General features: G+C 32.4%; 22 protein-coding genes. 1 reads left to right on the forward strand and 21 read right to left on the reverse strand.

The window, feature by feature from the left end; translation table 11 throughout:
* Positions 1 to 250: 250 nt before the first annotated feature.
* On the forward strand, positions 251 to 841 hold the full coding sequence (clpP, locus tag MUA60_RS12530; protein WP_025904542.1) for an ATP-dependent Clp endopeptidase proteolytic subunit ClpP: 591 nt from the start codon (positions 251 to 253) through the stop codon (positions 839 to 841).
* 49 nt (positions 842 to 890) lie between these two features.
* Here clpP and whiA read toward each other — a convergent pair whose 3' ends face one another.
* The 21 genes from whiA to MUA60_RS12635 form a co-directional block, all read right to left on the reverse strand.
* Positions 891 to 1,835, reverse strand: a complete 945-nt coding sequence (gene whiA / locus MUA60_RS12535; RefSeq protein WP_262648460.1) for a DNA-binding protein WhiA — start codon at positions 1,833 to 1,835, stop codon at positions 891 to 893.
* A 130-nt stretch (positions 1,836 to 1,965) separates the two neighbouring features.
* A complete protein-coding gene (locus MUA60_RS12540) occupies positions 1,966 to 2,118 on the reverse strand; it encodes a hypothetical protein (RefSeq protein ID WP_262648461.1) in 153 nt (50 codons plus the stop codon).
* 143 nt (positions 2,119 to 2,261) lie between these two features.
* Positions 2,262 to 3,248, reverse strand: coding sequence for a gluconeogenesis factor YvcK family protein (locus MUA60_RS12545; protein ID WP_262648462.1), 987 nt, complete (start codon positions 3,246 to 3,248; stop codon positions 2,262 to 2,264).
* A complete protein-coding gene (gene rapZ, locus MUA60_RS12550; RefSeq protein WP_262648463.1) occupies positions 3,245 to 4,150 on the reverse strand; it encodes an RNase adapter RapZ in 906 nt (301 codons plus the stop codon). The genes MUA60_RS12545 and rapZ overlap by 4 nt, the downstream gene beginning before the upstream one ends.
* A gap of 404 nt (positions 4,151 to 4,554) precedes the next feature.
* The gene (gene trxB / locus MUA60_RS12555; RefSeq protein WP_025904538.1) at positions 4,555 to 5,502 is read right to left on the reverse strand and encodes a thioredoxin-disulfide reductase; all 948 of its coding nucleotides are present in this window, start codon (positions 5,500 to 5,502) and stop codon (positions 4,555 to 4,557) included.
* Between the two features lie 67 nt (positions 5,503 to 5,569).
* Complete coding sequence (locus MUA60_RS12560; RefSeq protein WP_262648464.1) at positions 5,570 to 7,003, reverse strand: tetratricopeptide repeat protein; 1,434 nt, start codon at positions 7,001 to 7,003, stop codon at positions 5,570 to 5,572.
* Between the two features lie 8 nt (positions 7,004 to 7,011).
* Positions 7,012 to 7,494 (reverse strand): acyltransferase, encoded by a 483-nt coding sequence (locus tag MUA60_RS12565; RefSeq protein WP_262648465.1) that lies wholly within the window; start codon positions 7,492 to 7,494, stop codon positions 7,012 to 7,014.
* 18 nt (positions 7,495 to 7,512) lie between these two features.
* Positions 7,513 to 8,331: a prolipoprotein diacylglyceryl transferase gene (gene lgt / locus MUA60_RS12570; RefSeq protein WP_262648466.1), complete on the reverse strand. Its 819-nt coding sequence runs from the start codon at positions 8,329 to 8,331 to the stop codon at positions 7,513 to 7,515.
* Positions 8,331 to 9,263 (reverse strand): HPr(Ser) kinase/phosphatase, encoded by a 933-nt coding sequence (gene hprK, locus MUA60_RS12575; RefSeq protein ID WP_025904534.1) that lies wholly within the window; start codon positions 9,261 to 9,263, stop codon positions 8,331 to 8,333. The genes lgt and hprK overlap by 1 nt, the downstream gene beginning before the upstream one ends.
* Positions 9,264 to 9,395: 132 nt before the next feature.
* Positions 9,396 to 9,722 (reverse strand): hypothetical protein, encoded by a 327-nt coding sequence (locus tag MUA60_RS12580; RefSeq protein WP_262648467.1) that lies wholly within the window; start codon positions 9,720 to 9,722, stop codon positions 9,396 to 9,398.
* 17 nt (positions 9,723 to 9,739) lie between these two features.
* Positions 9,740 to 12,574, reverse strand: a complete 2,835-nt coding sequence (gene uvrA / locus MUA60_RS12585; protein ID WP_262648468.1) for an excinuclease ABC subunit UvrA — start codon at positions 12,572 to 12,574, stop codon at positions 9,740 to 9,742.
* Positions 12,575 to 12,579: 5 nt separating this feature from the next.
* Positions 12,580 to 14,562 (reverse strand): excinuclease ABC subunit UvrB, encoded by a 1,983-nt coding sequence (gene uvrB / locus MUA60_RS12590; RefSeq protein ID WP_262648469.1) that lies wholly within the window; start codon positions 14,560 to 14,562, stop codon positions 12,580 to 12,582.
* 130 nt (positions 14,563 to 14,692) lie between these two features.
* On the reverse strand, positions 14,693 to 14,923 hold the full coding sequence (locus MUA60_RS12595; protein WP_025904530.1) for a DUF2198 family protein: 231 nt from the start codon (positions 14,921 to 14,923) through the stop codon (positions 14,693 to 14,695).
* An 8-nt stretch (positions 14,924 to 14,931) separates the two neighbouring features.
* A complete protein-coding gene (locus tag MUA60_RS12600; RefSeq protein ID WP_025904529.1) occupies positions 14,932 to 15,582 on the reverse strand; it encodes an HD domain-containing protein in 651 nt (216 codons plus the stop codon).
* Entirely contained in the window at positions 15,582 to 16,157 is a 576-nt protein-coding gene (locus MUA60_RS12605; RefSeq protein WP_262648470.1) for a TlpA family protein disulfide reductase, read from the reverse strand. The genes MUA60_RS12600 and MUA60_RS12605 overlap by 1 nt, the downstream gene beginning before the upstream one ends.
* 123 nt (positions 16,158 to 16,280) lie before the next feature.
* On the reverse strand, positions 16,281 to 16,976 hold the full coding sequence (locus MUA60_RS12610; RefSeq protein WP_262648472.1) for a LysM peptidoglycan-binding domain-containing protein: 696 nt from the start codon (positions 16,974 to 16,976) through the stop codon (positions 16,281 to 16,283).
* 320 nt (positions 16,977 to 17,296) lie between these two features.
* Positions 17,297 to 17,617 carry a cytochrome c551 gene (cccB, locus tag MUA60_RS12615; protein ID WP_025904526.1) on the reverse strand — a complete coding sequence of 107 codons (321 nt, stop codon included), beginning with the start codon at positions 17,615 to 17,617 and terminating at the stop codon, positions 17,297 to 17,299.
* Positions 17,618 to 17,761: 144 nt separating this feature from the next.
* Positions 17,762 to 18,872, reverse strand: a protein-coding gene (prfB, locus tag MUA60_RS12620) for a peptide chain release factor 2 (protein ID WP_262648474.1) whose coding sequence is annotated in 2 segments (ribosomal slippage) — positions 17,762 to 18,799 and positions 18,801 to 18,872 — 1,110 coding nt in all. Because the reading frame shifts where the segments join, the coding sequence is not laid out codon by codon here.
* Between the two features lie 12 nt (positions 18,873 to 18,884).
* Positions 18,885 to 21,416 (reverse strand): preprotein translocase subunit SecA, encoded by a 2,532-nt coding sequence (secA, locus tag MUA60_RS12625; RefSeq protein ID WP_262648475.1) that lies wholly within the window; start codon positions 21,414 to 21,416, stop codon positions 18,885 to 18,887.
* Positions 21,417 to 21,582: 166 nt separating this feature from the next.
* Positions 21,583 to 22,155 carry a ribosome hibernation-promoting factor, HPF/YfiA family gene (gene hpf / locus MUA60_RS12630; protein ID WP_262648476.1) on the reverse strand — a complete coding sequence of 191 codons (573 nt, stop codon included), beginning with the start codon at positions 22,153 to 22,155 and terminating at the stop codon, positions 21,583 to 21,585.
* A gap of 48 nt (positions 22,156 to 22,203) precedes the next feature.
* The gene (locus MUA60_RS12635) at positions 22,204 to 22,737 is read right to left on the reverse strand and encodes a ComF family protein (RefSeq protein ID WP_262648478.1); all 534 of its coding nucleotides are present in this window, start codon (positions 22,735 to 22,737) and stop codon (positions 22,204 to 22,206) included.
* Positions 22,738 to 22,862 lie beyond the last annotated feature (125 nt).

Here is a 22,862-nt window from a genome sequence, read left to right on the forward strand (position 1 = left end):
AGGGAGTATTTCATCAGAAAGAGATGTGACTATTTTAATATAGAAGTCACACAAATTCACTGCACACAGCTCGTTGATTACGGAAACTATTATATCATTTATGCTAACATTGACAACTCATATCACAAATTCCCAGTGTATAAATCAGCTATTTAAGTTATAATATTCATCAGTAGGTCATATTTTTTGACCATGTTTGACTTTGTAGTGTATGATATGGTCATTAAGATATTCAAAGGAGGATTAACTGATGAATTTAATACCAACAGTTATTGAAACAACAAATCGCGGAGAACGCGCTTATGATATTTATTCACGTTTATTGAAAGACCGCATTATTATGTTAGGGTCAGCTATCGATGACAATGTAGCTAACTCAATCGTTTCACAATTACTATTCTTACAAGCTCAAGACTCTGAGAAAGATATTTACTTATATATCAACTCTCCAGGTGGTAGCGTAACAGCAGGATTTGCGATTTACGATACAATCCAACACATCAAACCTGATGTTCAAACTATTTGTATTGGTATGGCAGCATCTATGGGTTCATTCCTACTAGCAGCTGGTGCTAAAGGTAAACGTTATGCATTACCAAATAGTGAAGTTATGATTCACCAACCACTTGGCGGTGCACAAGGACAAGCTACTGAAATTGAAATTGCAGCTCGCCATATTTTACGTACACGTGAGAAATTAAATAAAATTTTATCTGAAAGAACTGGACAACCAATTGAAAAAATTGAAAAAGACACTGATCGTGATAACTTCTTAACAGCTGAAGAAGCTAAAGAATACGGTTTAATCGACGATGTTATGCATCCAGAAGATATTAAATAAATTATAAAAATAGAAGCACCTGAGACATTTATTGTCCCAGTTGCTTCTTTTATTGTTGAATTGTCTCGCCGTTTCTAATTTTTTCTGCCATTTCATTTAATTTACGTAATCTATGATTAATACCTGATTTAGAAATTTTACCTGTGCTTACCATTTCGCCTAATTCTTTAATTGAAACATCTTGATTATCTATTCTAAGTCTTGCAACTTCTCTTAAACGATCTGGCAAGTTATCGATACCAATTTCTTTATCGATGAGCTGAATGCTCTCAACTTGTTTCATGGCGGCACTCACTGTTTTGTTCAAGTTAGCCGTCTCACAATTGACTAATCGATTAACAGAGTTTCTCATATCTCGAATAATTCTTACATCTTCAAACTTAAGTAATGCTTGGTAGCCACCAATCAAACTTAAGAAATCAGAAATCTTTTCGGCTTCTTTCAAATAACTGATAAATCCTTTTTTGCGCTCTAATAATTTAGCATTTAAATCATATTGATTCATGAGTGCGGTTAAATCTGCTGAATGTTTTTCGTATAATGAAAAGATTTCAAGATGATATGAAGAAGTCTCTGGATTATTAACAGAACCTCCAGCAAGAAATGCTCCTCTTAAATAACTTCTTTTACAACAATCTTTTTGTAATATATCTTTGTCTATTTCATGTTTAAACATGCCATCTTGTAAAATACCAAGTTCATCTAATATTTCTTTAGCTTTTACTTTAATTCGACTAATATATATATTATTTTTCTTAAGTTTCATTTTCTTTCTCACTAATAATTCAACTTCAACACCGAAGCATTTTTTTATTAATGAAAATATTCGACGTGCTATCGCTGCATTTTCAGTTTGTACATTTATAACAAATTGCTGATTAGATATACTTAAATTACCGTTCATTCTAATCAAAGCTGAAAGTTCTGCCTTGGCGCAACAATCATCTACTTCAATTCTAGTTAATTCATTTTTCATTTCTGAAGCAAAGCTCACAGCAGATCATCCTTTCTTAGTTTATACGCACATAAAAATAATGATATGCCAAAAGACATATCATACGTTTTGTATCTATTTCATATTACATGGAATAGCCGGGCGTATCAAGTTTTTAAACTTGAACTTTTTATGTTTTACTTGAAGGTTCTTTAATAACCCCAAATAAAATCATCGCCAAACCAATGATTAAAAATGTAATACCTATCTGCTGATTTGCTATTAAACCTATGAGTAAAAATACACAACCTAATATCACCATTAATATTTGAACACTTTTCATGACCCATCACCCCGCATTGAAAACCCTTACATTTATATTACTTGATTTCCATAAAAAAATGAAGCAAATTGGACATGAATGAGTGTCTCATTTGCTTCATTAAATATCTATTTTCGTTTGTCTGTTTTCTCTAGACAAAACGATTACTTATCTTTCTTATATTGAATTGTACTGATTTCTCTCAAGGCGATTTCATAAATGAGTTGTGCCAATACTTTATTATTATGTCTAATGTATTGATGAGGTGTGATACTCACTAATTCATTATCATGAATACATTGTACACCCATGTCTTTCAATTTCTCACCATCAAATTCAACTTGTTTAGCTTCTTCTTGTTCATATCTTAATAAGATATCTTTATCGAAACGCTCATTTTGACATATTACAAAGTCAATAAATGATGCGCCTACATGGTCATGAATAGCTTTAACATGGTCACTTACTGAATAACCTGTTGTTTCACCTTTTTGAGTCATAAGGTTACATACATATAATCTTTCCGCTTCAGTATTAACAATTGCATCTTTAACTTTATTCAAAATTAAATTAGGCATTATACTTGTATATAAAGAACCTGGTCCCATAACGATTAAATCTGCTTCTTCAATCGCATCTATTGCTTCTTTCATCGGTTCAATATCTTGAGGCGTTAAAAATACTTTTTCAATTTTCTTATCTGTCTTAGGAATTTTAGATTCTCCGACAATGATTTCACCATCTGACATAACTGCATTCAGTACAACACTTCTTGTTGTTGATGGAATGACTTGCCCTTTAATATTCAACAACTTACTTAATTCTTTTACAGCATGTCCAAAATCATCCGTAATATTTGTCATGGCAGCTAGCAATAAATTTCCAATTGAATGACTTCCAAGTTCTTCTTCTTCAAAACGATATTGGAACAACTTTTCAAGCATTGGTTCTGTGTCACTAAGTGCTGCTAATACGTTTCTGATATCGCCAGGAGCAGGTATATCCATCACATCACGAATTTTACCAGTACTACCACCATCATCTGCTACAGTTACGATGGCTGTAATATCTATTGGATATTCCTTTAACCCTCTTGCTAATACAGAAAGGCCGGTTCCTCCGCCAATTAAGACGACTTTTAATTTTTTCATGATTTTGGCTTACTTTCAATATGTGCATCGCGATGTGATGTATACACAGCATAGTCAAAGTTCTCTTTAATATCTTCACCTAAACGTTTTGCAAGTGCAACAGACCTATGTTGACCACCTGTACAACCGATTGCAATCGTCAATTGGGATTTCCCTTCTTTCTTATAACCTGGCAACATAAACATTAACAGATCACTAAACTTTTTATAAAATGTATTCGTCTCTTTCCATTTCATCACATATTGATAAACTTCATCGTCGAGACCTGTCATAGGTCTTAACTCTTCAACATAATATGGATTTGGCAAAAATCGTACATCAAAGACTATATCTGCATCAATGGGCATACCATGTTTGAATCCAAAGCTCATCACTCTTACTTGAAATGTTGTAGAAGGATCTTCTTCAAATGCTTCTACAAGTTCTTGTTTCAATTCTTTAGGTTTCTTTTCAGTCGTATCAATCACAAAGTTACTGATACCTTTAATATCACTTAATAAAGATCTTTCTCTTTCAATTGCAGATAATAAACTACCTTCCTCACTTAAAGGATGCGTTCTTCTAGTTTCTTTATATCTAGAAATTAATTTTTTATCGCTCGCTTCTAAAAATAAAATATCTACTAATACTTTTTTCTCACTTTGTATATAATCTAATTCATCTCTTAAATTACCAAAGAAATCCTTACCTCTTAAATCGATACCAATTGCAACTTTTGATAAAGAAGGATTCCCTTGATCCATTAAATCAACAAATTTTTGCAATAATATAGGTGGTAAATTATCAACACAAAAGTATCCTAAATCTTCTAGAGCTTGTAGCGCGACTGATTTACCCGCACCGGACATTCCTGTAACTACGAGAAGTTCATTTTTTACATTAGTTTTGTCGATAGGTTGCATAACAGTTCTCCTTTAACGATCATATATACTCTTATCTTACATGATTACACCACAAAAAACATTAAATAAATGGCTAATACAAGTGTATCTTTCCCGTAATATTAAGGTAGCAATCACTTATGAAATAGCGTAGATTATATTGATGTTTCGTTTTCGGGTCGATAATTTATTTATCGGACTGAAAATCCCGTTTTCGGGTCGATATTTTATTTTATCGGACTGGAAATCCCGTTTTCGGGTCGGTAATTTTATTTATCGGTCCATATTTCTCGTTTCTGGACCGGTAATTTTCCGTATCGGTCCATATTTTCCACATCCGACCTTACCAATAATCACATTCCGCTCCCTAAATCCACATAAAAAAAAGAGGCGGGACATGTGTTTTCGCCTCTTCACTACTCAAATTATATTAATTGTTCTTCGTCTTCTAATGATTCGATATATGCTTGTGCATTTTGTGCTGCAATACTGCCGTCACCTGTTGCTGTAACGATTTGACGTAATGTTTTTTCACGAACATCTCCTGCTGCATATACACCTGGTACTTTAGTTTCCATTTCATCATTTGTTTCGATATAGCCATTTTCATTTAAAATACCTAATGATTCAAATGGTTTAGTTAATGGTTTCATACCGATATAGATGAATACACCATCAGCTTGGTGTTCTGACTCTGATCCATCTTCAGTTGAAACTAATGTTACTGATCCTACTTTACCATCTTTTTCATTAATTGTTTTTAATGTTGTGTTCCAAATGAAATCAATTTTTTCATTTTTAAATGCACGGTCTTGAATGATTTTTTGAGCTCTTAATTCGTCTCTTCTGTGAACAATTGTAACTTTGTCTGCAAATTTAGTTAAGAAAATACCTTCTTCGACAGCTGAATCTCCGCCACCGATTACGTATAAGTTTTTCCCTTTAAAGAATGCACCGTCACATACTGCACAGTAACTTACACCGCGTCCACCTAATTCTTGTTCACCTGGTACACCTATTTTTTTGTACTCTGCACCTGTTGCAATGATAATTGCACGAGCTGTTAATGTTTTGTCACCCATATTTACAACTTTATAAGATCCTTTATCTTCAATTTCTTTAATGTCACCATATTCATATTTAGCACCAAATTTTTGTGCATGTGTAAACATTTTAGTTGATAAGTCTGGACCTGTTATTAAATCAAAGCCAGGGAAGTTCTCTACATCTTCAGTGTTTGCCATTTGTCCACCTGGCATACCTCGTTCTATCATTACAGTTGATAAATTTGCTCTTGAAGCATACACTGCAGCAGTCATTCCTGCTGGTCCTGCCCCAACTATAATTACATCATAATCTACTTGTGTAGTCATTTATAAACTGCCTCCTCTTATTAATTAATTCAGTAGAATTGTACATCATAAACATTACTATTCATAACTATATGCTCAAAATAGCATTAATCGCTTTATTCAAGCGATACGTCGTAATATGAAATGTATCTTTAATCTCTTTTTTAGTTATTTTTTTATTTAACATCTTTAAATAAATATAAATGGATGCTGCAACATAATGTTCAACTTGTTCAATCGATTCATTATCTGCAATGAGCATTTCTGCATGTTCAATCCATGATACAAAAATCTCTTTACCATATTTCTGATATATGGATTGTTCGATAAGCTTCATACCTTTATCAATAAAGCCTAACTTGTTTAAATGTAAATCTTGAAAAGTATACGTTATATATAACCTTTCATAGTCTGGCAAACTTTCTAGAACTTCCCATATTTCATGAGACATAACGAGTTCTCTATGTTTCATATGCCCTAATAAAAATATGCCATATAATCTATATCGATAGTCTTCGTCTTTTAATAAAGGTAATACATGACGGTCTAACATATCTTTGAGTTCGTCAATTTTCCAAGGTGGCAATTGACTATGATATTGTACACTATCTTCAAATCTTTGCCAATGTCTTTTCGCTTCATCTAAATATCCTAAATGATAGAAGTTGTAACTTAAGGCGTGGTGTAATTGTGGCGTAGCAGCTTGTGCTTTTTTTAGAAGAGGCACTAATAATTGATTAGAAGGTTTATGCTTTCCTAAATAGCTTAGAACAACACCCAATTTAAAAGATTCTTCATCGTTAATAGGATGTAATTTACTTAATTGATTCAGAAATTGCTCATAACGTTCCACCTGTTGTGTGTTGTAAAGCAACAACGTCATATGACATAAAGCGTAAATATCAGAAGGATTATCTTCTAATATCGTTTGTAATAATATCTCCGCTTCGTCATATTGACTATTGTATAACATAGACATCGCTTTTAAATTCATAATATGCTTATCTTCTTGTAATTTAGCACGTTGTCTACCAATATATTCATTCGCTTCTTGTAACCTACCATGTGAAAATAAGTATTGAAAAATATGTTGAATCACAAATCTTTCCGCTTCTTCCACAATTGTTTGATCATCATACTTTACTTCAAACATTTGAATCATTTCTTCAAAGTAATCTTGATCGTCCTCTTCTGTTACATATCTTAACCCAAACAAAAATGCTTTATTAGGTTCATTCGTCTTGATATACATTTGACTTAAATAAAAATAATAATCTGTCACAAAATTTTCTTTCACAATTTGATCGAACATCATTTCTTCTGCTTGAGTATTTTTATTCAGCTCTACAAGACATTCAGCATAAGGCGGTATAATCACAAAATCATTAGGTGATAGTTCAAGCGCTTTTTTAAATAAAGACTCGGCATATCCGAAATCTTGTTCTCTCATTTTTTCCATTGCTTTATGATAATAGAAGTCTTTATCAAACTTTACGTGTATGACATTTGAATTTTCTCCCAACGACTGACTCACCGCCTTTTTTTAAGTTCCATAGGATTGCCATATGCCATCATATCATTAGGTACATCTTTCGTCACGATAGTACCACTTGCTATAACAGCATTATCACCTATACTCACACCTGCAAGTATAGTGGCATTTGCACCAACTAAGACATTATCTCCAATGTTTACACGGCCAATTCTATATTCTTCGACTAAATATTCATGACATAGAATGGTTGCATTATATCCTATTACACAGTTTTTACCGATAGTGATAAGTTCAGGATACATAATATCAGGTGTTGCTTTAAATGCAAAAGCTGTCTTTTGCCCAACTTTCATCTTAAGCCCTTTTCTGTATAAAAAATGTTTCCATTTAACACTCGGTAAATATCTACTAATTTCAATGATAATAACATTTTTAAATACTTTTATAAAACGTACTGTTTCATACATTTTCCATAATGGATTCTCACCATCTACTTTTTTAGTCTTTAATGCTCTCACGTAAACACTTCTTTCACATTAGTTATGATAATAACCTTGAACATCTCTGAATTTTTTCGGATTATAACGTACTCTTCTATAAATAATACAAATAATAGAAACAACAATAATCACAATCGATATAACTTGAGCAATTCTTAAATGTTCAGTAAGCATCAAGCTATCCGTTCTTAAACCTTCTATATAGAATCTACCAATTGAATAATAAATTAAATATGCAAAGAATGTCTCACCAATTTTCAAGTTAGGTCTAATGAGTAATAAAATGACAAAACCAATTATACTCCAAATTGATTCATATAAAAATGTTGGTTGATAATAAATACCGTCTATTTGCATATGGTTAATAATAAATTCAGGAATATGTAAATTCTCAAGAAAACTACGGGGAACAGGTCCACCGTGCGCTTCTTGATTCATAAAGTTACCCCATCTACCAATTGCTTGTGCCAAAATGATACTTGGCGCGACAATATCAACCATTTGGAAGAATGACAAATTCTTTTTACGACAAATGATGAACCCTGTTAAAAAGGCACCAATCAATCCACCATGAATAGCTATACCACCATTCATAATAAGAGGTATTTCTGCTAAATGTTGACTGTAATAATCCCATTCAAAAGCTACGTAATAAATACGTGCACAGATAATTGCCATTACAACACACCATATAATTAAATCTAAAAGTGATTCTTCTTTTATTCCAACTTTTTTAGCAGTTCTTTGTGCGATAAGATATCCAATTAATATACCAGAAGCAATGATAATACCATACCATCGTATTGCTAGCGGTCCTAATTGTATCGCTACGGGATCAATGCCTAACACTTCCATTATTCATTCTCCTTACGTGCATTTTTCAAAATTTCTGCATTAAGACGATTATTAAACTCTTCTGCAGTATTAATACCCATGTTGTTTAATCGATAGTTCATTGCAGCAACTTCAATGATGACAGCTAAGTTTCTACCAGGTCTAACAGGAATCGTCTTTTTAGTTATTTTTGAATCTAAAATTTTTAAAGTTTCTTCATTCAATCCGACTCTGTCATATATTTTTTCTTTGTTCCATGTTTCCAAATTGATGTTTAGTTTGATTCTTTTCTCCATCAAGATAGATCCCGCACCAAATAAAGTCATAACGTTGATAATACCAAGACCTCGTATTTCAAGTAAATGTTCAATGATCTTCGGTGCTTTACCGATTAATTCGTTTTTATTAATTTCTTTAATTTCAACATTATCGTCGGCAACGAGTCTGTGACCGCGTTTAACAAGCTCTAATGCCGTTTCACTTTTACCGACACCACTATCACCTGTAATTAATACACCTACGCCATAAACATCGACGAGTACGCCATGCAATGATGTTTCAGGTGCTAGTTCACGCTCTAAATATCCGGTTACTTGCCCCATCAATTTAGTCGTTGAAGACTCACTTTTTAAAAGCGGTGTATTATTTTCATTACAACTTTGAACGAGTTCTTCTGGTGCATCTAGACCTCGTGTGATAATAATAGCTGGTGTTTCAGGTCTACATAATTTAGCCATTCTACCTTTTTTCTCTTCATCAGGCAACAAATTATAAAACGACAACTCAGTTGTGCCTAATACTTGAATTCTATCTGATGAATAATGTGAAAAATACCCAGCCATTTCTAGACCAGGACGTGATATATCCGTTTCTGTTATTTTACGATGTAAGCCATTTTTCCCGGCAATAACTTCCAAATTAAATTGCTCTATTAATTTACTACTTGATATCATAGGGTTCACCTCTAGGTTAATATATGTTAATTCTAATGAACTTTAACCTTAACTGCAATCATTATCAATATTACAACAGTTTCTGCAAATATAAAAACCCTAGAAACGTTTTATCGTTTCTAGGGAATAAAATTAAATATCTTTTTTTTGGTCGTTATTTTTGTTGAAATTTCTAATGATATTTCTTAAAGATTCATCTAATTGTTGAATAGGATCTTGACCTGTTCCTTCGTTATCTTTAAACTGCTTTTCAAATTCAGTTTTACCTGATTTGGCAGTTGTCTTAAATTTATCTAATAAGTCTTCAAATAAATTTTCTACATTTTCTTTAGATTTCTTATCAAAAGGTGATGATGATTTTTGATTATGAGATGTTGCATCAAGTAATTTTACCGCTTCATAAACAGTAATTTCCCCACCTTCAATAAGGTCTAAAATTTTTAATTGTACTTCGTTCATAAATAACCCCTCCTGGTTTATGATCGATCTCGTTCTAAAATTGGTTTTAAGTATTTACCAGTGTAAGATGCTTCAACTTCTACAATGTCTTCTGGTGTTCCAGTAGCAATAATTTCACCGCCACCATCTCCACCTTCTGGACCTAAATCTATAATATAATCTGCTGTTTTAATGACATCTAAATTATGTTCAATAATGATGACAGAGTCGCCATTTTCAACGAGTCTATTTAACACACTTAATAAACGTTTAATATCATCTACGTGTAAACCTGTTGTTGGTTCATCAAGTATATATAATGACTTACCATTAGATCGTCTATGAAGTTCAGAAGCAAGTTTCACACGTTGTGCTTCACCGCCTGATAAAGTTGTTGCGGGTTGACCTAGTTTAACATATCCTAAACCAACGTCTACTATTGTTTTTAATTTTCTATTTATCTTAGGTAAACTTTCGAAAAAGTGATAAGCATCTTCTACTGTCATTTCTAATACATCAGAAATACTTTTTCCTTTATAAGTTACTTCTAATGTTTCTCTATTATAACGTTTTCCATCACAAACTTCACATGGTACGTATACATCTGGTAAGAAATGCATTTCAATTTTAATGATACCATCACCTTTACAAGCTTCACAGCGGCCACCTTTAACATTAAAACTAAATCTTCCTTTTTGATAACCTCTTACTTTTGCCTCATTCGTTTGGCTAAATACATCTCTAATATCATCAAATACACCTGTATAAGTTGCAGGGTTTGAACGTGGTGTTCTACCAATTGGTGATTGGTCAATATCTATAATTTTTTCAATTTCATTTACACCTTTTATAGTTTTATGTGCACCTGGTTTTATTTTCGTATTATACAATTGTTTTTGCAAACCTTTGTACAATACTTCATTTACTAATGAACTTTTACCAGAACCTGAAACACCTGTTACACATGTCATAACTGATAATGGGAAGTCTACATCGACATTTTTCAAGTTATTACTTGTCGCACCTTTAACAGATATTTTACGTTTTGTAACTTTTCTTCGTTTAGATGGTACAAACACTTTCTCTTTACCGCTTAAGTATTTACCTGTTAAAGATTGTTCATTTGCCATCACTTCTTCTGGCGTTCCACTCGCAACTACTTCACCACCATGTACACCTGCTTTTGGACCTATATCAATTAAATAATCGGCAGCTTTCATCGTATCTTCATCATGTTCAACGACAATTAATGTATTACCCATATCTCGCATTGATTTCAAAGTGTCAATTAAGCGATCATTGTCTCTTTGATGTAAACCGATAGAAGGCTCATCAAGCACATATAATACGCCTGATAATCTAGAACCAATTTGAGTTGCCAGTCTAATACGTTGTGCTTCCCCACCCGATAAAGTACCTGATGCTCGATTAAGTGTTAAATATTCTAAACCTACATTATTTAAGAAAGATAATCTTTCATGTATTTCTTTTAAGATGAGTTTCGCAATTTTACGTTCCGTTTCATCTAAATCTAGGTTATCGAAATGTTTAATTGCATTATAAATTGAATATCTGACTGCTTCACCGATATGTTGGCCATTAATTTTGACAGAAAGTACTTTTTCATTTAAACGATAACCATCACATGTTTCACAAGTTTTTTCGACCATATATTTTTGCATCACTTCTCTAACGTATTCAGATGGTGAATCATGGTAACGACGTTCAATATTATTTAGCACACCTTCAAAAGCCATCGTTTTTGTTCTTTCTGTTTTAACGCCATAATCTTGATTAAATTTAAATTCTATTTCATCATCATGACCTCTTAAGACGATGTTTTTTTCTTTTTTCGTTAATTTATTAAATGGTTTATCCATATCAATTTTAAAATGTTCACAAGCTTGTTTTAATAAAGTTGGATAATAATTAGAACTGATTGGTTGCCATGGCAAAATTGCGCCTTCATTTAAATTTAAAGTCTTATCTGGCACGACTAAATCAACATCTACAGTTAATTTACTTCCTAAGCCATCACAAGATGGACAAGCACCAAACGGATTGTTAAATGAGAATATCCTAGGTTCTAATTGATCTACTGAGAAACCACAAATAGGACAAGCATGGTGTTCAGAAAATTTAATTTCATCACCATCAATAATATCAGCAACTGCATTACCGTCAGCTAATTCTAGCGCTGTTTGTAAGGAATCAGCTAATCTTGCTTCAATACCTGGTTTAATGACAAGTCTATCAATCACGACATCAATAGAATGGTTTTGATTTTTGTTTAAATCCGGAACATCATCAACATCTAATATATCGCCATCTACTTTTAATCTTGCATAGCCTTTTTTAGCAATGTCTTCAATCAATTTCTTATGTGTACCTTTACGTCCTGAAACGATTGGTGAAAGAATTTGTATTTTTGTTCTTTCTTCTAATTCCATAACTTGATCGACCATTTGTTGAACCGTTTGTGATTTAATTTCAATACCATGGTTTGGACATATTGGTCTTCCAACTCTTGCATATAATAGTCTTAAATAATCATATATTTCAGTCACAGTAGCAACAGTTGATCTTGGGTTTTTACTTGTTGTCTTTTGATCAATTGATATCGCTGGAGAAAGACCATCAATTAAATCTACATCTGGTTTGTCCATCTGCCCTAAAAATTGTCTCGCATAGGCACTTAATGATTCTACATATCTTCTTTGACCTTCTGCATAAATCGTATCAAATGCTAAAGACGACTTTCCTGAACCAGATAATCCAGTCATAACAACAAGTTGGTCTTTAGGTATTTCTATATCTATATCTTTTAAGTTATGTGCTCTTGCACCTTTTACGATGATGGATTTGTTTTTCATCTCAGTCACCTTTCTGCTTTTAGTTCAAATAATATATCTCTTAGTTCAGATGCACGCTCGAAGTCTAAATCTTTCGCAGCATCTTTCATTTCTTTTTCTATGCGCTCGATTGTCTTTTCTCTTTCTTTTTTCGTAAGTTTCTTAGGCGTTTTTTTAGTATCTTTTTCAGTTACTTCATCTGTTTCTACAGTTGCTGATATCACATCACGTATTTTCTTGTTAATTGTTTGTGGTGTTATATTGTGTTCTTCATTGTACGCTTCTTGAGTAGTACGTCTTCTACTTGTTTCATCTAATGCTGTTCTCATAGAATCTGTAATTTTATCTGCATACATAATCACTTTACCTTTATCATTACGCGCAGCACGACCAATCGTTTGAATCAACGAACGCTCTGATCTTAAGAAACCTTCTTTATCTGCATCTAAAATCGTCACAAGTGAAACTTCTGGGATATCTAAACCTTCTCTTAGTAAGTTAATCCCAACTAATACATCATAAACACCCATTCTTAAGTCTCGAATGATTTCTATTCTTTCTAATGTCTTTATTTCTGAGTGTAAGTAATTCACTTTAATGCCGGCTTCTTTTAAATAAGTCGTTAAATCTTCACTCATTTTTTTAGTTAATGTTGTAATTAATACACGTTCATTTCTTTCTATTCTTTCATTAATTTCAGCCATTAAATCATCTATTTGATTTTCACTTGGTCTCACTTCGACAATTGGATCTAACAAACCAGTTGGACGAATAATTTGTTCGACCATTTCATCAGTATGTTCAATTTCATATGGTCCCGGTGTTGCTGAAACATAAACCAATTGTTTCGTTTTTTCTTCAAACTCTTCAAATCTAAGCGGTCTATTGTCTAAAGCACTTGGTAATCTAAAGCCATGTTCTACTAAGACATTTTTTCGCGCTTGGTCTCCATTATACATACCTCTAATTTGAGGAAGTGTTACGTGAGATTCATCAATCATCACTAACCAATCATCACCAAAGTAATCTAATAAAGTATATGGTGTAGAACCTTTTGGTCGTAACGTTAAATGTACAGAATAGTTCTCAATGCCTGAACAAAAGCCCATTTCTCTCATCATTTCTAAATCATAATTCGTTCTTTGTTCAAGCCGTTGAGCTTCTAGCAGTTTATTTTCTTTTCGAAGTTCTGCCAATCGTTCTTCAAGTTCTTTCTCAATACGCTCAATCGCAACTTTCATTTTTTCTTCACGTGTTACGAAGTGAGATGCAGGATAAAATAGAAAATGTTCTCTTTCAGCAATAACTTCTCCTGTTAAGTAATTTACTTCTCTAATTCTATCGATTTCATCTCCAAAGAACTCTACTCTGACACATAGTTCATCACGTGATGCTGGAAATATTTCTACAACATCTCCTCTAACTCTAAATGTACCACGTCTAAAATCTATATCATTTCGTGAATATTGGTTATCGACAAGCTTTCTTAACAGTTCATTACGTTCCATTTCCATACCAACACGCGTACTTACAACTAAGTCTTTATATTCTTCTGGATTACCTAAACCATAAATACAGCTGACACTCGCAATAACGATAACATCATCTCGTTCAAACAATGCGCTAGTAGCTGAATGTCGAAGTTTATCAATTTCATCATTTATAGAGGCATCTTTTTCAATAAAAGTATCTGTTTGAGGTACATATGCTTCAGGTTGATAATAATCGTAATAACTTACGAAGTATTCTACTCTATTCTCAGGAAAGAATTCTTTAAACTCACTATATAGCTGTCCAGCCAACGTTTTATTATGTGCAATAATCAATGTGGGTTTACCGACTTCTTTGATGACATTACTCATCGTGAATGTCTTACCTGTACCTGTCGCACCTAGTAAAGTTTGATGTCTCTTGCTTTCGTTAATGCCTTTTACAAGAGATTTAATAGCTTCTGGCTGATCCCCTTGAGGTGAATAGTCAGAATGTATTTTAAAAGGAAAATGTTGCATAGGAACCTCCTCATTTTCTGTAATATATATTTATTTTATCAAAAATTTGTAAAAATGACCAAACATTTGTTCGTTAATTTTAAATTTACATACAAATAAGAGGAAAAATCTAAATGATTTTTCCTCTTATTTATCTTGATTCAATTTTATCTATTTTAAGTGTATCAACTATATAAAAGCCTGCTACTAAACTCAGTACATCTAACAACATGATAAGCTCATTGTTAAAAAAGCCTTTATAAACCGAAACACCAATTATGATGCTGGATACAAGTAATCCAATCCATTTATTTTGAGCAATTTGCGTGAAAATAATTACCATTAAACAAGGAAGAAACAAAGCTAGAATCGGCCAAATCATTCAATTCACTAACTCCTTTTTGTTTCACGTTTCTCAAGTATCGTCATTGTTATCTCTCTTAACTCTGAACGTGGTATAAATTTTTCTTGTAACATATCAGGTATAATATGTTGAATAAAATCTTGTACAGAAGCTAAATGATCAAATTGCATGATCGTTTCCAATGAACTTTCATAAATTTCGAAGAATAAAGGTTCTGGATTTCTCTTTTGAATTTCACCAAAAGATTCATACAATAAATCAATTTTATCAGCAACACTTAATATTTGCCCTTCTATACTATCATCTTTACCCTCTTGTAGTCTATGTCTATATATATCTTGATATTGCTCGGGAAATTCTTCTGTTATAAATTTATCGATCATCTCTTCTTCAACTTGAGAGAATAATTTTTTAATTTCATAAGACGCATATTTCACAGGTGTCTTAATGTCACCAGTAAATATTTCAGGATAATCATGGTTCAAAGCTTTTTCATATACAAGTTTCCAGTCTATTTCTTGACCATTTTGTTCTTCTACTGTTGCTAAATATTGCGCTATTTTCGTTACTTTAAAAGAATGTGCTGCGACATTATGGTCTTGATACTTAAATTTACCTGGACATCTTACTAATTTCTCTAAATCAGACAAACTTTTAAAATATTGATGTACCCCCATTAAACTTCCTCCTTCACTTGTGTAACTAAGTTGTTTAGTGTCTTTTCAGATAATTCACCTAAATACACTTTTTTGATTTCGCCATTTTTATCTACAAATAAAGTTGTAGGTATATTATACGATTTATATTTTTCTAGAAAATCATCTTGCGCAACGTAAACATCGTAATTCACATTTACATCGTCCATTAATTGTTTAGCTGGTTTTCGTTTATCTTTAACATTTAAACCAACTAATTCGACACCTTTATCTTCGTGCTTTGCATATTTTACAAGTTCAGGCATTTCTCGTTTACAAGGGTCACACCAAGAGGCAAATAAATTAATAACAGTAATATCATTTTTAGATGTTACCTCTTTTAATTGTTTTGATTTTTCAGTTGAAAAAACATTAACAGTTTCATCATTTACATTCATGCCTGTAGCTGGATGACTGTTTTGAAACGTTTGCTTCCCTTGTTGCTCTTTAAACTGTTCGTTCGTTTGAAACTTATTGATATCTAATACTTTATAAACACTGATACTAATAATCAATAACAAAAGTATAACTAATATGATTTTTAACCTTTTTTTCATGTTTTCAAACCTCTACACTAGCATTTACGTTTATTATATCAACTATAATGATAAAAAAAAGCAAATAGTTAAAATTCTTAAACTGAATTAACTACTTGCTTATTTATTAAATTTCTATAAAAACTAATGAATATAATTATATGAGCCAGCTGCTGATGCTGAAATTGTACGTGAAGATACTACGCCTACACCTTGGTAGTTCATTTCAGAAACTTGAATTGAACCATCAGCATTCACTTTATCTACATAAGCTACATGTCCATATCCACCAGCAGTTGATTGTAAAATTGAACCAGCTGATTGGCTGTAGTTAAATGTCGGTGCAACATAAGCTACTGAATCTTCACTATTGTATACATTACCGTATGATGTTTGTTCAAATACGTATCTTAATAATGCATCTTCTTGAGCAGGAGATTCAGGTGCACTAACTGTTAAACTAGTAGGTTCAGCAGTTGGTTCTGAAGTTTCTGCTGCAACTTTTAATTCATCACCCACTAAAATTAAATCTGAAGATAAATTGTTCCATTCTTTTAAGTCTGATACGTTAACATCAAATTTTTCAGAAATTTTGTTAAGTGTATCTCCCTCTTGAATTATATAGATGTTATCTTCTAATACTTTTAATGTTTGTCCTTCTTTAACGTCTACGTCGATATTATTTAATGATTTAATTTCAGATACTGATGTGCCATATTCTTCTGCAATATTCTCTAATGATTGTCCTTCTTTAACTTTAATATCAGCTGCATAGGCAGATGAACTTGCTAAACTTGTTAAAGCTGTAACAGATGCTAATGTAATGAAAGTCTTCTTCATGATGACATATCCTCCCGAAGTGTATGTATTTACGTTTATATTTTAAATTTATATGATTTTTCTCAATTAATACTGGAAATAATATAGCACAATATCTATCGCAATATTGTATTGTTACAAATCTGTAATATAAACGTTAACATTCTATAATTTTATAGATAAAAATGTTACTAAAGACTGTCATGTAGCCATTTTAAAAGACGATGTTAATTATTTACACACAATTAACATCGTCTTTTTTATTTATTAATATTCAATTAAAATACATATGTGTTTCAACGTTAAAATTTCCAATTTATATACAAAATGAATATAAATGATTATTTTTGTTTAGCTAACCATTTAGCAACTTCTTTTGCTTCTTTCTCATCTACAACTTGACTCGGCATATTCCCCTTACCTTCGTTGATAATTTTTTCAATATCTGACTCAGACATTTTGGCACCGACTTTTTTAAGTGATGGTCCAGATGCACCATCTAAATCTTTACCATGACATCCTACGCAAGAATTGTTTTTAAAGATTTTTTCCCCTTGTGAACTGTATTCTTCTTTGCTGCTATCATCGCTTGATTGTCCACATCCTGCAAATACTAACGATGATAATGCTATTACAGAAATCATGCCCATTTTGATTTTCATGTATAACACTCCATTCATTTTATTATCAACTATATTTTACCATGTAAACCAGCGTCTGACATCATTTTGTTCAATAATTCACAATTTTAATTATCATAAATGAAGCTAGGATATTTTAAAATCATCCTAGCTTCTTACTTTAAATTATTTTTCATTAATTTGGCTTCTTAAATATGCATCGATAAATGGATCTAAGTCCCCATCCATAACTGCGTTTGTATTACCTGTTTCTTCATTAGTTCTATGATCTTTAACCATAGCATATGGATGAAATACGTATGAACGTATTTGACTCCCCCATCCAATTTCTTTTTGTTCACCTCTAATTTCATCTAGAGCTGCTGCTTGTTCTTCAAGTTCTTTTTGGTAGAGTTTCGCTTTTAACATTTTCATAGCTTGTTCTCTGTTTTTAATTTGTGATCTTTCATTTTGACATGTAACGACGATACCAGTTGGTTGGTGTGTAATACGAACAGCTGAATCAGTCGTGTTGACGTGCTGTCCACCTGCACCAGATGCTCTATAAGTATCGACTGTAATGTCTTCAGAATTAACTTCTATTTCTATTTTTTCATTATTAAATTCAGGTGTTACATCACAAGATACAAATGATGTATGACGTCTTCCTGATGAATCGAATGGAGAAATACGCACTAATCTATGGACACCTTTTTCAGCTTTTAAATATCCATATGCATTATGGCCTTTGATAAGAATTGTGACACTTTTAATGCCCGCTTCATCTCCAGCTTGATAATCTAACGTTTCCACTTTGAATCCTTTTTGTTCTGCGAAACGTTGATACATTCTAAGTAGCATTGAACCCCAATCTTGAGATTCTGTACCACCTGCACCTGGATGCAATTCTAATATAGCGTTGTTTTCATCATGTTCACCATTAAGTAGAAGTTTCAATTCAAATTGATCGATGTCTGTTTGTAACGCTTTTAAATCTTGCTCAAGCATTTCGTGCATGTCTTCATCATATTCTTCTTGTAACAATTCAACAGTTGTAAGTAAATCTTCAATCTGTTGATTTAATGTATGAAAATCACCGACGACAGACTTTAATGCGTTGTTTTTGTTAATGATGTCTTGTGCTTTATTCTGATCGTCCCAGAATGTTGGATCAACCATCATTTCTTCGTATTCTTGAATGTTCGTCTCTTTATTTTCTAAGTCAAAGAGACCCCCTAATATTCATTAATTTTTCATTATTTTTATTTAATGTTTGTCTAATTTCCGTTAATTCCATAAAATTACTCCTTTATGCTTGACCATGACAGTTTTTATATTTCTTACCACTACCACATGGACATGGATCGTTTCGGCCAACTTGTTCATCTTTGACGATAGGTTTTGGTTTAACTTTTTCTTTACCATCATTCGCACTCACATGTTTAGCTTCACCTATTTCAACTTGTTCACGTTCAACTTGTTCACCGCGATCAATAGTTGATTTAAGAATGTATTTACTTACTTCATCTTCTATTTCATTCAACATTGTTTCAAATAAATCTAAACCTTCATTTTGGTACTCTCTAAGTGGATTGATTTGACCATAAGATCTTAAGTGGATACCTGTACGTAATTGATCCATTGTATCAATGTGATCAGTCCATTTACGGTCTATTGTTCTTAACACAATCATACGTTCAAATTCAGACATTTGATCACCAAAGTCTTCTTGTTGAGCTTTGTATTGTGTTTTAATTTTTTCTAATACAATTTCTACGATATCTTCATAATCTCTACCGCGAATATCGTCAACTTTAATTGCACCTTGTGGTACATATGAGTCTTCAATATATTGAACGAGTGCTTCAAAATCAATTTCTTCTTCATTTGTTGCGAAGTGATAGTTCACGCCACGCTCTAATGATGATTTAATCATATCTTTAACAATGTCTTGTACATCGTCTTTTTCAATAATATCATTACGCTCACCGTAAATGATTTCACGTTGTTTTCTTAGTACATCATCGTATTCTAACAAACGTTTACGTGCATCGAAGTTATTACCTTCAACTCGTTTTTGAGCAGATTCTACTGCTCTAGAAACCATTTTAGACTCAATTGGCGTATCATCATTCATACCTAATTTACCCATTAAAGATTGCATACGTTCTGATCCGAAACGAACCATCAATTCATCTTGTAATGATAAGTAGAATCTACTTCGACCAACGTCACCTTGACGACCTGAACGTCCTCTTAATTGGTCATCGATACGTCTTGATTCGTGTCGTTCTGTACCAATAACAGCTAAACCACCAAGTTCAACAACGCCTTCACCAAGTTTAATATCCGTACCACGACCAGCCATGTTAGTTGCAATGGTTACTGCACCTTTTTGACCTGCATTTAAAATAATTTCTGCTTCACGTTCATGGTTTTTCGCGTTTAAAACGTTATGTCTAACGCCTTTTTTCTTTAATAGTTGTGAAATATATTCACTTGTTTCAACGGCAACTGTACCTAATAATACTGGTTGACCTTTCTTATGAAGCTCGATTACATCTTTAACAACTGCATCAAACTTACCTTTTTGTGATGCAAAAATTAAATCCGCTTCATCTTTACGTTGTATTGGTCTATTTGTTGGAATTTGCGTAACAGTCATATTGTAAATATTTCTGAACTCTTCTTCTTCCGTCTTAGCTGTACCTGTCATGCCTGATAATTTGTTGTACATTCTAAAGAAGTTTTGGAATGTAATAGATGCCATTGTTTTAGATTCATTTTGAATCTCTAGACCTTCTTTTGCTTCAATTGCTTGATGCAAGCCGTCAGAGAATCTTCGACCTGGCATTGTACGACCTGTAAATTGGTCGACAATCATAATTTCCCCATCTTCAACAACATAATCTTTATCTTTAAACATTGTTCTATTTGCTTTTAATGCAATATTAATATGATGCATTAAGTTAACATGTTTCACGTCAAACAAGTTATCAATTTTGAACATACGTTCAGCTTTATCAATACCTTGTTCTGTTAATGTGATAGCTTTAGTTTTTTCATCATAACTAAAATCATCTTCACCTTTAAGCATTTTTACAAATACGTTGGCTTGAGTATATAAAGTTGTTGATTTTTCTGCTTCACCTGAAATGATAAGTGGTGTTCTCGCTTCGTCAATTAAAATTGAGTCAACCTCATCAATGATGGCAAAGTTAAGAGGTCTCATAACACGGTCTTTTTTATACGTAACCATGTTGTCTCTTAAATAATCGAATCCAAGTTCATTATTTGTACTATACGTGATATCTGCTGAATATGCTTCACGCTTTTGATTCGTATCCATTGAATTCAAATTAAGTCCAACTGATAAACCTAAGAAATTATATAATTGTGCCATTTCTTCACTTTGTGAACTTGATAGATATTCATTGACTGTTACAACATGAACGCCTCTACCTGTTAGCGCATTTAAATAAACTGGCATTGTTGCTGTTAATGTTTTACCTTCACCAGTTTTCATTTCTGAAATATCACCACGATGAATAGCAATACCACCCATAATTTGTACTTTAAATGGTGTCATATTAAATACCCTAGTAGATGCTTCTCTTACGATTGCATATGCTTCAGGTAGTATTTTGTCTAAATATTTTTCTTGCCTTTTATAATCTTCTATTTCTGACAATTCTTTTTTGAATTGTTCTGTTTTCTCTCTTAATTGATCATCTGTTAATTTAGCAATTTCATCTTCTAAATTGATGACTTGATCTGCTAATTTTCCGAGTGATTTAACAACTCGTTTGTTACCATCAGCTATTTTTGATAAAAAACCCATTTTGTTCTCTCCTTCAACTAGAAAACTAGTAATCTTACAACAATATATCATATCACGTTTATATCTCTTTTTACACTATTTAAGATTACCACCTCTGTACATGAAAAGCTATCAATAGCCAAAGAAACTGGTGCAGAAATTCTGCACCAGTTGGTGTAAATGATTTTTATTGTATTGAAGTTTCAATTAATCCATATTTACCATCTTTACGTTTATACACGATGCTTGTTTCATCTGTTTCTGCATCAGTAAAGATGTAAAAATCATGTCCTAGTAAGTTCATTTGTAATACTGCTTCTTCAGAATCCATTGGTTTCAAAGCAAATTGCTTAGAACGGATGATTTCAATTTCATTATCGCTATCATTCTCTTCAACTTCTTCAGGTGCAGCTGAATCTGCACTTACTGCAAAGACATCTTTATCTCGCCCTTTGTCGCGATACTTTCTATTAACCTTTGTTTTGTACTTACGTACTTGTCTTTCGAGTTTGTTAGTTATTAAGTCGATTCCAGCATATAAATCTTCATGTCTTTCTTCAGCTCTTAAAGTAACATCTTTCAACGGAATAGTTACTTCAATTTTACTTCTAGAATTCTGATAAGTTTTGATTTTAACGTGGGCTATCGCCTCTGGGACATTAGTAAAATATCTTTCTAGTTTACTTACTTTGTCCTCAATATAATTTCTTATCGGATCAGTCACTGTGATGTTTTCACCATGAATTTCAAATCTGATCATAAAACACCGACTCCTTTAACGCTCAATTTCTCTTGTGTTTCTTCCTACCTATATTTTATCATTATTTACTGCTCTTGCAAATGTTAAGGCATCTATTTTTCTGATTTTTCTAACAAATAAAAGTTCCGCTAATCGATGAATTGTTAACCCTGTTGTATAAATATCATCTACGAGTAATATTCTCTCATTTTCAAAGTCTAAGTCCTTATTTATTTTAAATGGATTATGCTGAGATGACCTTTCTAATTTAGTTAATTCTGATTGCTTTTGCCTTTCTTCAGTTTCATAAATCTGTATATATTTAATTTTTTGATTATCCAATACCGTTGTTACATGATCAAAAGTACGCTGCCCTAACTTATTAGGATGAATGGGTTCCGGAATAACATAATCATATTGCTTAAATAATTTCAGCGGCAATTGAAATACTTGATTAAGTGCAACATCCCCCTTTAACTTATATTGTTGTATGACCGCTTTGATAAGACCATCATAGTCATACAACGTATATAGTTGATTAATTAATGGATATTTATTTGAAAGCCACTGACAATCTAAGCAATCCTCCTCTTCTTCAGACATTATTTTTAAACATCTTTTGCATCGTCTTGCTTCATGATTAAATGTTAATTGATTGGCACATTGCTCACATATTATAGATTGCCTTGAAAAAAGATTTAACAAATCGATCACTTCATTGATATGAT

The organism is Mammaliicoccus sciuri (genome assembly GCF_025561425.1).
Lineage (GTDB): Bacteria > Bacillota > Bacilli > Staphylococcales > Staphylococcaceae > Mammaliicoccus > Mammaliicoccus sciuri_A.